9 protein-coding genes and 2 pseudogenes are annotated in these 13,462 nt (G+C 68.3%); 7 read left to right on the forward strand and 4 right to left on the reverse strand.

All coding sequences use genetic code 11. From position 1 onward, the window contains the following. Nucleotides 1–46: 46 nt before the first annotated feature. A complete protein-coding gene (locus A5655_RS22285; RefSeq protein ID WP_067013816.1) occupies nt 47–1,690 on the forward strand; it encodes a (2,3-dihydroxybenzoyl)adenylate synthase in 1,644 nt (547 codons plus the stop codon). A 9-nt stretch (nt 1,691–1,699) separates the two neighbouring features. Here the strand turns inward: A5655_RS22285 and A5655_RS22290 are convergent. Both A5655_RS22290 and A5655_RS22295 read right to left on the reverse strand, forming a co-directional pair. Then, nucleotides 1,700–2,041: pseudogene (locus A5655_RS22290) on the reverse strand (acyl-ACP desaturase); the annotation flags it as partial. 88 nt (nt 2,042–2,129) lie between these two features. Further along, entirely contained in the window at nt 2,130–3,479 is a 1,350-nt protein-coding gene (locus tag A5655_RS22295) for a salicylate synthase (RefSeq protein WP_067013820.1), read from the reverse strand. Between the two features lie 361 nt (nt 3,480–3,840). Between A5655_RS22295 and A5655_RS22300 the strand changes: the two genes are divergently transcribed. Together A5655_RS22300 and A5655_RS22305 are read left to right on the forward strand one after the other, a co-directional pair. Then, nucleotides 3,841–5,079 (forward strand): sodium-dependent bicarbonate transport family permease, encoded by a 1,239-nt coding sequence (locus A5655_RS22300; protein WP_067013822.1) that lies wholly within the window; start codon nt 3,841–3,843, stop codon nt 5,077–5,079. Nucleotides 5,080–5,310: 231 nt separating this feature from the next. Continuing rightward, on the forward strand, nt 5,311–6,558 hold the full coding sequence (locus tag A5655_RS22305; protein ID WP_067013824.1) for a sodium-dependent bicarbonate transport family permease: 1,248 nt from the start codon (nt 5,311–5,313) through the stop codon (nt 6,556–6,558). A gap of 3 nt (nt 6,559–6,561) precedes the next feature. On the opposite strand, the gene hemW is transcribed toward A5655_RS22305, so the two are convergent. After that, on the reverse strand, nt 6,562–7,734 hold the full coding sequence (gene hemW / locus A5655_RS22310) for a radical SAM family heme chaperone HemW (RefSeq protein ID WP_067013856.1): 1,173 nt from the start codon (nt 7,732–7,734) through the stop codon (nt 6,562–6,564). A gap of 424 nt (nt 7,735–8,158) precedes the next feature. Here hemW and A5655_RS22315 point away from each other — a divergent pair, with 424 nt between their 5' ends. Genes A5655_RS22315 through A5655_RS22330 form a run of 4 tightly spaced genes read left to right on the forward strand, consistent with a single transcriptional unit; the run spans nt 8,159 to nt 13,258 of the window. Further along, nucleotides 8,159–9,838 (forward strand): nitrite/sulfite reductase, encoded by a 1,680-nt coding sequence (locus tag A5655_RS22315; RefSeq protein WP_067013826.1) that lies wholly within the window; start codon nt 8,159–8,161, stop codon nt 9,836–9,838. Then, the gene (locus tag A5655_RS22320; protein WP_067013828.1) at nt 9,835–10,578 is read left to right on the forward strand and encodes a phosphoadenylyl-sulfate reductase; all 744 of its coding nucleotides are present in this window, start codon (nt 9,835–9,837) and stop codon (nt 10,576–10,578) included. The genes A5655_RS22315 and A5655_RS22320 overlap by 4 nt, the downstream gene beginning before the upstream one ends. Further along, the gene (locus A5655_RS22325) at nt 10,557–11,291 is read left to right on the forward strand and encodes a sirohydrochlorin chelatase (protein ID WP_067013830.1); all 735 of its coding nucleotides are present in this window, start codon (nt 10,557–10,559) and stop codon (nt 11,289–11,291) included. Before A5655_RS22320 ends, A5655_RS22325 begins: the two co-directional genes overlap by 22 nt. A gap of 32 nt (nt 11,292–11,323) precedes the next feature. Continuing rightward, a complete protein-coding gene (locus A5655_RS22330) occupies nt 11,324–13,258 on the forward strand; it encodes a gamma-glutamyltransferase family protein (protein WP_197508770.1) in 1,935 nt (644 codons plus the stop codon). Between the two features lie 17 nt (nt 13,259–13,275). Here A5655_RS22330 and A5655_RS22335 read toward each other — a convergent pair. Then, a pseudogene (locus A5655_RS22335) lies at nt 13,276–13,462 on the reverse strand (TOBE domain-containing protein); the annotation flags it as partial.

Raw genomic sequence — 13,462 nt, forward strand, 5'->3', positions numbered from 1 at the left:
TCATCCCTGCGCCGCCCGCTACCACCCCCCGAGCCCGAGGAGACAGATGGTCCCGAACACGATGCGGCCTTCGGCGGGCATGGCGGGATTCGTGCCGTTTCCGGCCGGCCGGGCCGCGTCCTATCGCGCGGCGGGCTACTGGACGGGACGAACCCTGGACACGATCCTGACCGAGGCCGCGCGGCGCTGGCCGAACCGGACCGCCGTCGTCGACGCCGCGGGTGATGGCGGTTTCAGCTACGCCGAGCTCGACGAGCGGGCCGGCCGCGCGGCGGCCGGGCTGCGCCGGCTGGGCGTCGCGCCCGGCGACCGGGTCCTGCTGCAGCTGCCGAACGGCCGCGAATTCGCCGCGGCGCTGTTCGGGCTGTTGCGGGCCGGGGCGATCCCGGTGATGTGTCTGCCCGGCCATCGGACCGCCGAATTGGGCCACTTCGCCGCGGTCAGCGAGGCGACGGCTCTCGTGATACCGGCTGCCGCAAACGGTTTCGACTATCCGGAGATGGCGCGTGGGCTCGTCGATGATCACCCGGCGCTCAAGCATGTGATCGTCGACGGCGACCCCGGGAAGTTCACGGCGTGGACGCAACTGTGCGAACAGGGCACCGTCGACCCGCCGGCCCCGGCGGCCGACCCGGCAATGCCTGCCCTGCTGCTGGTTTCGGGCGGCACCACCGGCACGCCCAAGCTGATCCCCCGCACCCACGACGACTATGTGTTCAACGCGACCGCCAGCGCCGAGGTCTGCCGGCTGGCCGCGGACGACGTCTATCTCGCGGTGCTGCCCGCGGGCCACAACTTCCCGCTGGCCTGTCCGGGCCTGCTGGGCGCCATGTCCGTCGGCGCCACGACGGTGTTCGCCACCGATCCCAGCCCGGAGGCCGCCTTCGCCGCCATCGCGCGCCACCGCGTGACCGTGACGGCCCTGGTGCCGGCGCTGGCCAAGCTGTGGGCCCAGGCCTGCGAATGGGAGCCGGTGACCCCGAAGTCGTTGCGGCTCTTGCAGATCGGTGGGGCACGACTGGAGCCGGCCGACGCCCGACTGGTGCGCGCCACGCTGACTCCGGGCGTGCAGCAGGTGTTCGGAATGGCGGAGGGGCTGTTGAGCTACACCCGGCTGGACGATCCGCCGGAAATCGTCGAGAACACCCAGGGCCGGCCGCTGTGTGCGGCCGACGAACTGCGCGTCGTCGACGGTGCCGGCGAGCCGGTGGCACCCGGCGAAGAGGGCGAGCTGCTGGTGCGCGGGCCGTACACCCTCAACGGCTACTTCCGCGCCGAACGCGACAACGAGCGCAGCTTCGATCCCGACGGTTTCTACCGCAGCGGCGACCTCGTCCGCCGCAGGGACGACGGTTATTTGGTGGTCACCGGCCGGGTCAAGGACGTCATCTGCCGCGCCGGCGAGACCATCGCGGCGGCCGAACTCGAGGAGCACATGCTGAGCCATCCCGCGATCCGTTCGGCCGCGGCGGTTCCGGTGCCCGATCCGTATCTCGGTGAAAAGATCTGCGCCGCGGTCGTTTTCGCCCGGGAACCGTTGACGCTCGCTGAGCTCAACGCCCACCTCGATGCGCGCGGCGTCGCCGCCCACGCCCGGCCCGACATGCTGGTCGGGATGCCGGCGCTGCCCACCACGCCGATCGGAAAGGTCGACAAGAAGGCGATCGCAGCGCAGCTGGGCGAGGCATAAGCGCCGCGGTCAGCGTCCGCTAAGCGTCAGCGTCCCTTCGGTTTTGAGCCCGTTGTTGGCGGTGATCCGCTCGGTCTTGCGCGCCTCGCGCTCGAGGTAGCGCTGCTTGGACTCGTCGAATTTGTCGCCGGCCACCTCGAGCTCCTTGATCAGCACGCCGAGGTCGTCGCGCATCCGCGCCGCCTCGCCGGTGAAGTCATCGCGTTCGAAGATGCGCCATTTCTTCAAGACCGGCATGACCACCTCGTCGAGATGGATGCGCGGATCGTAGACGCCGCCGACCGCGATGATCACCGCCTTGCGCCGAAACTCCGGCACGGTGAACCCGGGCATCTTGAAGTTGCGCAGGACCCAGCTCCCAGTCCTGGCCAGTCGTGCGACAGCATAGGGATCGGGGGACTAAAGTCGCCGGGCGACGAGGCTGGGGGCGGGTCTGGCGCTATCGCCGGGCGATCAGGTACGGCGCGAGCGTGGACAGCTTTTCGCAGGTCTCCTCGAACTCGCGCTCGGGCTCGGACTCTTCGATGATGCCCGCTCCGGCGCGCAACCACGTCTTGCCGTCGCATTCGTAGGCGGCGCGCAGCGTCAGCGCCGCGTCCAGGCCGCCGTCCGCCGAGACCAGCACGACCGCACCGGAATAGAGGCCGCGGGGGCCCTCATCGAGGCGCAGGATGGCCTCGACGCCGGCCGCCTTCGGGATGCCCGACGCCGTGACGGCCGGGAAAAGCGCCTCCAGCGCATCCATCCGGTCCCTCGACGCGTCGAGGCGGGCGCTGACCGTCGAGCCGAGGTGCTGCACGCTCCCCCGCTCCCGCACCGTCATGAAATCGCTGACCACCGAGGTCCCCGGTTCGGCGATCTCGGCCATCTCCTGCAGCGAGCTGCGTACCGAAATGGCATGTTCGACAATCTCTTTGGAGTTGGACTCCAGGTCGTCGCGGGCCTGACGGTCGTGCGCCGCGCCACGACCGAGCGCGCGGGTCCCGGCCAGCGGCTCGGTCACCACCGTCCGGTCGTGCTGAACGGCCGCCACCAGCTCGGGGCTGTAACCCACGGCCCGCATGCCGCCGAGCCGCAACAAGAAGGACCTCACCGGCGTGTTGTGCCGACGGCCCAGCCGGTAGGTGGACGGAAAGTCAAGCGGGAAAGGCACTTCGACGCAGCGCGACAGGATCACCTTGTGGTACTCGCCCTTGGCGATTTCGCCGACGGCCGCCGCCACCCGGGAGCGGTAACCGGACGGGTCGTCGCTCAGGTCAATGGTGCGGGCGTCCGGCAGCGCGTCGGCGCCGCCGCCCAACAATTCGCGGACCGCCTCGCGGTGGACGACATCGGCACCGTAAAGACGAATCGCGTCCTGGGTCACCACGATGCGGGTGCGGGGCCAAAACACCCGGGCCAAGGGCGTGCGGGGCGCCAGTCGCTGCTGCAACCCGTAGCGATAGACGCCGAACTCGAACGCGACCCAGCCGAAAAGCTGGTCGGTTTCGAGCAGCAGCCGGTCGATGGCTTCACCCAGCACGGGTCCCGGCCGCCCGGACCATTGCTGCCGTTGCGTCGTGCCGTCGCGGACCACCCGCAGCTCGTCGCTGTCCAGCTCGACCATCGCCCGCACGCCGCTGGCCAGGACCCATTGCCCGTCGCGCTCATAGAGGAGGTACTCCTCGCCCGAGCGCTCGGGCAGCGCGGCGGCCAGCCGGGCCGCCAGGTCGGCCGGATGGATGTCGGGAGGCAGGGGAATCGGTGACGTGGTGCCGGCGGAACTCGTCTCGACGCTGACATCGGTCACGGTTAGTAAATGTAGCCTAACCTATGTAACGCCGCGCAACCCCTCCCCCGGCCCCCCGAAAACCGTCCCCGCCGCCCGCCGGCGGCGCAACACCCATCCCCACAGCGAATCCCCAGAAAAGTCACAGTAGTTTCACGCTAATCGCGCTCCACGTGTCCTACCAGCACCGCTGTGACCTCACGCTTTGGCGGAATCCGGTATTCGGTCACGCTGACGTTAAACGTGGGCATTCCGGGCTGTTTCCGAGTGGCGGACCCGCAAGGCCGGGGCTAAATTTTTGCACGATCATCGGGGTGTTCGTGGTGGACGGCGTACGGACGGTGCTTTCCCTGATCGCCGGATCACTGAAGAGAGGCACCAAATGCTGCAGGAGTTTTGGCACAACTTCACCCATAACCTGTTCAAGCCGCTGCTGCTGTTCTTTTACTTCGGGTTCCTGATCCCGATCCTCAAGGTGCGGTTCGAGTTCCCGTACGTGATCTATCAGGGCTTGACGATGTACCTGCTGCTGGCCATCGGCTGGCACGGCGGTGAAGAGCTCGCCAAGATCAAGCCCGAGGAGATCGGCACCATCACGGGCTTCGTGGTCGTGGGCTTCCTGTTGAACTTCCTGATCGGGGGGCTGGCCTACCTGCTGCTGGGACGCATGAGTTCCATGCGACGAATCGACAAGGCAACGGTCGCCGGCTACTACGGATCGGACTCCGCCGGAACCTTCGCCACCTGCGTGGCCGTGCTGACCGCCATCGGCATGGCGTTCAACGCCTACATGCCGGTCATGCTGGCCGTCATGGAGATTCCGGGCTGCCTGGTCGCGCTATACCTCGTCGCGCGGCTTCGCCACCGCGGCCTGAGCGAAGCAGGTTACATGCCCGACGAGCCCGGCTACGTCGCGCCGATCAAGGTCGGGATCGGCCCCGGCACCGCGGCACGACCCCCGCACGGCCAGAGCCTCGCGGCCGAAAACGAGCGCGGAATCGAGCAGGAGCTCGAGCTCTCGATGGAGAAGCTGGAGCACCCGAACTGGGAGCCCGATCAAACCCCGGCGCTGGGCAAGCCCAAGCGGATGCCGATCTTCTCCCGCGAGCTGTTGCAGGAAGTTTTCCTCAATCCTGGGCTTGTCCTGCTGATGGGCGGCATCCTCATCGGCCTCATCAGTGGGCTGCAGGGCCAGAAGGTCGTCGCGGACGACGACAAGTTCTTCGTGCTCGCGTTCCAAGGCGTGCTGTGCCTTTTCCTGCTCGAGATGGGCATGACAGCGTCGCGCAAGCTGAAGGACCTGCGATCGGCGGGCCTCGGTTTCATCTTCTTCGGCCTGCTTGCCCCGAACATCTTTGCCCCGCTTGGGATCTTCGTCGCGCACACCTACGCCTACCTCACCCACACCGAGTTCAAGCCGGGGACCTACGTGCTGTTCGCGGTGCTGTGCGGCGCGGCCTCGTACATCGCCGTTCCGGCCGTGCAGCGCCTGGCAATTCCGGAGGCGAGCCCGACGCTGCCGCTGGCCGCATCGCTGGGCTTGACGTTCTCCTACAACGTCACCATCGGAATCCCGCTGTACATCGAGATCAACCGCCTGATCGGGCACTGGTTCACCTAGGAGCCGCGTCGCGCGAGGCCCAATGACTCACAACGCCATTGGGCCCACACGCGCACTCACCGATGCGACGGGCGGCACCGTCCCCGCGTTACCTGTTGTTAACGATTCGTAAAGACACCTTCACTCCGTTGACGCAAGTCCCGTGAGTCCCCAAGGTACTAATGATGTTCGTGAACTCCCCGGCGTTTAATGCTGCCCGCGGCACTGCCGAATTAACCGTCGGAGGCACTAATGCTTCATGAGTTCTGGGAGAACTTCACCCACAATCTCTTCAAGCCGCTGCTGCTGTTCTTCTACTTCGGTTTCCTGATCCCGATCATGAAGGTGCGGTTCGAGTTTCCCTATGTGATCTATCAGGGTCTGACCATGTACCTGTTGGTGTCGATCGGCTGGCAGGGGGGCGAAGAACTCGCCAAGATCCAGCCGGCCGACATCGACAACATCGCCGGCTTTGCGGTGATGGGCTTCGCATTGAATTTCGTCATCGGAGTCCTGGCGTACGTGGTGCTGAAATACACGACCCGCATGCGCCGAGTCGACCGCGCAACGGTCGCCGGCTATTACGGTTCGGATTCGGCGGGGACCTTCGCCACCTGTGTGGCCGTTCTGTCGGGCGTGGGCATCGCATTCAACGCGTACATGCCGGTCCTGCTGGCCATCATGGAGATACCCGGTTGCCTGGTGGCGCTGTACCTGGTGATGCGGCTGCGCCACCGCGGTCTCAACGAATCGGGCTATATGCCCGACGAGCCCGGTTATGTCGCGCCGGTACAGGTCGGCGTCGGTCCCGGCACCGCCGCGCGACCCCTGCCCGGCCAGAGCCTCAGCGCCGAGGGCCAACGAGGCGTCGAGCAGGAATTGGAATTCTCCCTGGAAAAGCTGGAGCATCCGAACTGGGAGCCCGATACCAGCGCGCCCCGCGGGAAGGCCAAGAGGATGCCGATCTTCTCCCGCGAACTCATGCAGGAAGTGTTCCTCAATCCCGGGCTCATTCTCCTGATCGGCGGAATCGTGATCGGCTTCGTCAGCGCGCTGCAGGGACAGAAGGTCGTTCACGACCAGAACGAGCTCTTCGTCGCGGCTTTCCAGGGTGTGCTCTGCCTGTTCCTGCTCGAGATGGGCATGACGGCGTCGCGCAAGTTGCACGATCTCAAGCTCGCCGGGCGAGGCTTCATCGTCTTCGGGCTGGTGGCGCCCAACCTGTTTGCGGCGCTGGGGATCCTGGCCGCCTACACCTACGCCGACCTCACCGACACCCACTTCCAGCCGGGCACCTACGTGCTGTTCGCGGTGCTGTGCGGCGCGGCGTCCTACATCACCGTCCCGGCGGTGCAGCGTCTCGCGATCCCCGAGGCCAGCCCGACGTTGCCGCTCGCGGCCTCATTGGGTTTGACGTTCTCCTACAACGTCACGATCGGAATCCCGCTCTACATCGAGTTCAATCGCCTGATCGCACACTGGTTTCCGGGCGCCACCTGAGGACTATCCCAGCAGCGTGCGCACCACGGCGTCGGCCAGCAGCCGGCCGCGCGGGGTGAGCACGAACCTGTCGCCGTCGGATACCAGCAACCCGTCCGCGACCGAGGTTTCGGCGCGTTCGCGTTCGGCGGCGCCCAACCGATTCAGCGGAAGCCCTTGGCGCAGCCGGGTTTTCAGCAATACCTCCTCGGTGTGCAACGCGTCGGCGTCCAACTGCTCGTAACCGGCCACCGGCAGTTCGCCGCCGGCCAGCTTCTCGGCATAGGCGTTGGGGTGCTTGACGTTCCACCAGCGCGTCGCACCGACATAGCCATGGGCACCCGGCCCCGCACCCCACCACTCGCCGCCGTCCCAGTAACCGAGATTGTGGCGGCACTCACCGCCCGGTCGGCACCAGTTGGACACCTCGTACCAGGACAGGCCCGCCCCGGAGAGCCGGGCATCGACCAGTTCGTAGCGGTGCGCCAGCACGTCGTCGTCGGGAGCGGCCAGTTCGCCGCGCCGGACCCGTCGCGCCAGGGCGGTGCCCTCCTCCACAACCAGGGCATACGCGGACACATGGTCGACGCCGGTGTCGATCGCGGTGTCGACGGAGCGCAGCAGGTCGTCGTCGGACTCCCCCGGCGTGCCGTAGATCAGGTCGAGGCTGACGTGTTCGAATCCCTCCGCCAGCGCCTCGCGGGCCGCGGCCGCCGACCGGTTCGGCGTGTGTACCCGGTCGAGGACGCCCAGCACCCGCGGTGACACCGATTGCATCCCGAGCGACACCCGGGTGAATCCGGCCTCGCGAATGGCCGCAAAAAAGTCGGGCCACGCCGATTCCGGGTTGGCCTCGGTGGTGACCTCGGCGTCCGGCGCGAGAGCAAAGTGATCACGCACCATGTCCAGCAGCTTGGCCACGCGCGCGCCGCCCAGCAGCGAAGGCGTCCCGCCGCCGACGAACACCGTGCTCACCGTCGGTCCGTCCAACCGAGCGGCCGCCAGCCGCAGCTCCGTTCCCAGCGCCTCCAGCCAGGCGTCGGGGTTGACGCCGCCCAGCTCGGCCGGGGTGTAGGTGTTGAAGTCGCAATATCCGCAGCGGGTGATGCAGAACGGGACGTGCACGTACAACCCGAACGGCTGGCCGGGGTCGGGCCGCAGGGCGGGCAGGTCAACCGAGGCCTCGCGAAGGGTCATGCCGAATTTTCCCACGCCGGCAGCCCGCGCCGTTGCGCGAGACGAATCGCGGCAGGTCACACGGGGTAAGGGGCGCCCGAGGACGGGGCGGGCATTCCCAGGGGATTGGCGGCTGCGTTTGCCCGGGCGTCCAGGGTCGCTCCCTACTTTGGGTCAGCGTGAGGAAAAATATGACCTGATGACAAACCCCGTCGCGGCCCATGGCACAATGGCTGGCGTGATCGCCGCCAACCGCAGCCTGCGTATTGCCCTCGTGGCTCGGCGGCACATTGATCTCAAGCGCGTCTGCAGCTGTTGTTGTTGCTGTCTGCCTTGATGCCGTAGACCCGCCCCACCTGTACTCAGCTGGCTGCCGGATCTGCGCAGCCGAAATAAATGCGGTGTGCTGCGCGTCCAAGCCTGCGACGTTCGCGAAGGAGATCCGATGACCACAGCCCGTCCCGCCAGGGCCCAGAACAAGGCCCGGAGTGAGGGTCAGTGGGCGCTGGGAGATCGCGAGCCGCTCAACCCCAACGAGGAGATGAAGCAGGCCGGCCCCCCGCTCGAGGTGCGCGAACGCATCGAAAACGTCTACGCCAAGTCCGGATTCGACAGCATCGACAAGTCCGATCTGCGGGGTCGCTTCCGCTGGTGGGGCCTCTACACCCAGCGCGAGCAGGGCTACGACGGGTCATTCACCGGCGACGAGAACGCCGAGTTGCTCGAAGCCAAGTACTTCATGATGCGGGTGCGTTGCGACGGCGGCGCGGTCTCGACGGCCGCGCTGCGGACCATTGGGGCGATCTCGACCGAATTCGGCCGGGACACCGCCGACATCTCCGACCGGCAGAACGTGCAGCTGCACTGGATCGAGGTGGAAAACGTCCCCGAGATCTGGCGCCGGCTGGACGAGGTCGGCCTGCAGACCGCCGAGGCGTGTGGCGACTGCCCGCGCGTGATCCTGGGCTCGCCGCTGGCCGGCGAGTCCCTGGACGAGGTGATCGACCCGACCTGGGCGATCGACGAGATCGTGCGCCGCTACATCGGCAAGCCGGACTTCGCCGACCTGCCCCGCAAGTACAAGACCGCCATCTCCGGCCTGCAGGACGTCGCTCACGAGATCAACGACATCGCGTTTATCGGCGTCAACCATCCCGAGCACGGCCCCGGCCTGGATCTGTGGGTGGGCGGCGGCCTGTCGACGAACCCGATGCTGGCCCAGCGGGTCGGTGCGTGGGTGCCGCTGGACGAGGTGCCCGAGGTGTGGGCCGCGGTGACCTCGATCTTCCGCGACTACGGCTACCGGCGGCTGCGGGCCAAGGCCCGGCTGAAGTTCCTCATCAAGGACTGGGGCATCGAAAAGTTCCGGGAAGTTCTCGAGACCGAATACCTCAAGCGCCCCCTGATCGACGGCCCCGCCCCCGAGCCGGTCCCGCACCCCGTCGACCACGTGGGGGTGCAGCGGCTCAAGAACGGGCTCAACGCCGTCGGGGTCGCCCCGATCGCCGGGCGGGTGTCCGGCACCGTCCTGTCGGCGGTGGCCGACCTGGCCGAGCGGGCCGGTTCGGACCGCATCCGGTTCACCCCCTACCAGAAGCTGATCATCCTCGATGTGGCCGACGACAAGCTCGACGAGCTCATCGCCGGCGTGGAGGCGCTGGGTCTTCGGTCCCGCCCGTCGCACTGGCGACGAAACCTCATGGCCTGCACCGGGATCGAATTCTGTAAGCTCTCGTTCGCCGAAACCCGTGGCCGCGCACAGGATTTGGTGCCCGAGCTGGAGCGCCGGCTGGAGGACCTCAACGCCGCGCTGGACGTGCCGATCACGGTCAACATCAACGGCTGCCCCAATTCGTGCGCGCGGATTCAGGTCGCCGACATCGGGTTCAAGGGCCAGATGGTCGACGACGGCCACGGCGGCTCGGTCGAGGGCTTCCAGGTTCACCTGGGCGGCAGCCTCGGCCTGGACAGCGGTTTCGGCCGAAAACTGCGTCAGCACAAGGTCACCAGCGACGAGCTGGGCGATTACATCGAGCGAGTAGCACGCAACTTCATCAAGCACCGAAGCGACGGTGAACGATTCGCGCAGTGGGTCGTTCGCGCCGAGGAAGGCGATTTGCGTTGAACACAGAACTGACGATCCCGACGGAAGCCCAACTGCGCCAGTTGGCCGCCCGCGGCGCCGCGGAACTCGAGGGCGCCAGCGCCATCGAGCTGCTGCGGTGGACCGACGAGAACTTCGGCGGCGTCAACGGGCCGCGCGGCTGGGCCACGTGTAACTACGTCGTGGCGTCCAGCATGCAGGAGGCCGTGCTGATCGATCTGGCTGCCAAGGTGCGCCCGGGCGTGCCGGTGATGTTCCTGGACACCGGCTACCACTTCGTGGAGACCATCGGCACCCGGGACGCCATCGAGTCCGTCTACGACATCCGGGTGGTCAACGTCACGCCCGAGCACACCGTGGCCGAGCAGGACAGGCTGATGGGCAAGGACCTGTTCGCGCGCGACCCGGGCGAGTGCTGCCGGCTGCGCAAGGTCGCCCCGTTGGGCAAGGCGCTGCGCGGCTACTCGGCGTGGGTGACCGGGTTGCGCCGCAGCGACGCCCCCACCCGCGCCAACGCCCCGGTGATCAGCTTCGACGAGGGCTACAAGCTGGTGAAGATCAACCCGCTGGCCACGTGGACCGACGACGACATGCAGAACTACATCGACGAACACGACGTGCTGGTCAATCCCCTGGTCTACGACGGTTATCCGTCGATCGGTTGCGCCCCCTGCACGACCAAGCCGGCCGAGGGCGCCGACCCGCGCAGCGGGCGCTGGCAGGGGCACTCCAAGACGGAATGCGGGCTGCACGCGTCGTGACCAGTCTCGTGCTCACCGCGCACGGAAGCGAGGATCCACGGTCGGCGGCGAACGCCCGGGCCGTCGCCCGCCGGCTGGCGCGGATGCGGCCCGGCCTGGACGTGCGGCTGGCCTTCTGCGAGCTGAACGACCCCAGCCTGGTCGACGTGCTCGGCGGCCTGTCCGGCGAGGCGGTGGTCACCCCGTTGCTGCTGGCCGACGCCTACCACGCCCGCATCGACATCCCCGGCCAGATCGCCCGGTCGCTTGTCGACGTCGCCCAAGCCGACGTGCTGGGCGAGGATCCGCGGCTGATCTCGCTGCTGCGCCAGCGGGTTACGGACCTGGGCGCCTCGCAGCATGACGAGCGGGTCGGCGTGCTCGTGGCGGCCATCGGGTCGTCCGACCCGATCGCCAACGCGCGGACCCGGCAGGTGGCGCCTCGGCTGCTGGCCGGCACCAGCTGGGCGGGTGCGACGACGGCGTTCGTGACCCGTCCGGAGCCGTCGCTGGCCGAGGCGGCCGGGCGGTTGCGCCGGCAGGGCGCCCGACGGGTGGTCATCGCGCCGTGGTTCCTGGCGCCGGGGCGGCTGCCGGACCGGGTGCGCAGGTTCGCCGACTACGCCGGCATCGAGTTGGCGCAACCGTTGGGCGCGCACCGATTGGTGGCCGAAACGGTGCTGGACCGCTTTGACCAGGCCCGCAAGACGCGAATCGACCGAATCGCCGCCTGATTCGCCCGCACTGATCCCGTAAACTTCGTGGCTTGAACACCCGCTCGATTGGAGCTTTGCTGGCCGCGTTGGTGGTGGGGCTGGCCGGGTGCGGCGGTGGCCCAGACGCCGCGACGCCGGCCGCGGCGGGTCCCTGCGACATCGTTCCCAACGGCACACCCGTTCCCCAAAAGCCGTCGGCGCCTTCGGCTTCGGCCGGCACCGCGTCCAACCCCGAGAACGCGACCGGTTACCGCCGCGACATGACCGCGGTGCGAACGGCGCACTACGCGGTGGCGACCGCCAACCCGCTGTCGACCCAGGCGGCGTGCCGGGTGTTGCGCGACGGCGGCACCGCCGCCGACGCGATGGTGGCCGCCCAGGCGGTCCTTGGGTTGGTCGAGCCGCAGTCGTCGGGCCTGGGCGGCGGCGGATTCGCGCTCTATTACGACGCCCGTGCCGGTTCCGTTCAGGCCTATGACGGCCGCGAGACGGCCCCCGCGGCGGCGGGCGAGAACTACCTGCGCTGGGTCAGCGACACCGATCACGGCGCACCCATGCCCGACGCCCGAGCCTCCGGACGGTCGATCGGGGTCCCGGGCATTCCGCGGATGCTCGAGCTCGTGCACAACGACCACGGCCACCTGCCCTGGCGCGATCTCTTCGCCGACGCGACGGCGTTGGCGGACAACGGATTCGACATCAGCCCCCGGATGGCCGCGGCCATCTCCGACTCGGCGGCCGCGCTGCGCGCCGACCCGCGGGCACGCGAATACCTCCTCAACCCGGACGGGAGCCCCAAGGCCCGGGGAACGCGGCTGACGAACCCCGCCTACTCAAAAACCTTGTCCGCCATCGCCTCCGCCGGGGTCAACGCCTTCTACACCGGCGACATCGCCCACGACATCGTCGCGGCGGCGCGCGACGGCTCGGGCGGCCGCACGCCGAGCCTGATGACCGACGACGACCTGGCCGGCTACGTCGCCAAGAGGCGCGACCCGCTGTGCGCGACGTATCGCGGCCGGCAGATCTGCGGCATGCCAACGCCGTCGTCGGGCGGCGTCGCGGTGGCCGCCACGCTGGGCATCCTCGAGCATTTCCCGATGCGCCAGTATCCGCCCACCGACGTCGACCTCAACGGCGGTCGCCCGAGCGTGCTGGGCGTCCACCTCGTCGCGGAAGCCGAGCGTTTGGCCTACGCCGACCGCGACAAATATGTCGCGGACTCGGATTTCGTCCGGTTGCCCGGCGGTTCCCTCGGCGCGCTGATCGACCCGGGCTATCTGGCCGGGCGCGCCGCCCTGATTTCACCGCAGCGCAGCATGGGAACCGCCAGGCCGGGGGACTTCGGCGTGCCCACCGACGTGGCCCCGCCCGGGACGGAGCACGGCACCAGCCACGTCAGCGTCATCGATTCCTATGGCAACGCGGCCGCGTTCACGACGACCGTCGAGTCCGCGTTCGGTTCCTTCCACATGGTGGACGGGTTCGTGCTGAACAACCAGCTCACCGATTTCGCCGCCGACCCCCGCGCGGCCGACGGATCACCGACCGCCAACCGCGTGCAGCCGGGCAAACGGCCACGAAGCTCGATGGCGCCGACGCTGGTGTTCGATTCCTCGCCGGCGGGGCGCGGCGCGCTGTACGCGGTGACGGGATCGCCCGGCGGTTCGACGATCATCCAGTTCGTCGTGAAAACCCTTGTGGCGATGCTCGATTGGGGCCTGAACCCGCAGCAGGCGGTGTCACTGGTCGATTTCGGTGCGCAGAACTCGCCACTCACCAACGTCGGTGGCGAGGATCCGGAGATCAACGCCTCCGACAACGGCGACCACGACCCGCTGGTGGCTGGCCTGCGCGCCCTGGGACACCAGGTCAACCTGGCCGACCAGTCCAGCGGGCTGTCGGCGATCACCCGCAGCTCGTCGCAGTGGACGGGCGGCGCCGACCCGCGCCGGGAGGGCGCGGTCATGGGCGACAACGGATAACGCCGGCTCCCCCTGCCTCAGGCCGAGGTAAGCGTGCTCTGATCCTCGTCGGTGTCGCCGACGCCGCCACGGGGTATCACGACGTCGCTCGGCAGGGGTGGCACTCGGGTGGCGCGCACGTAGACGGTGTCGCCCTCACGGAGGGCGAGCGCTTCGGCGTCGCCGCGGGTGATCTGGGCGGTGAACGGGCCGCCGGTGGCCGCG

Source organism: Mycobacterium sp. 1081908.1, from assembly GCF_001673535.1.
Taxonomy (GTDB): Bacteria; Actinomycetota; Actinomycetes; order Mycobacteriales; family Mycobacteriaceae; genus Mycobacterium.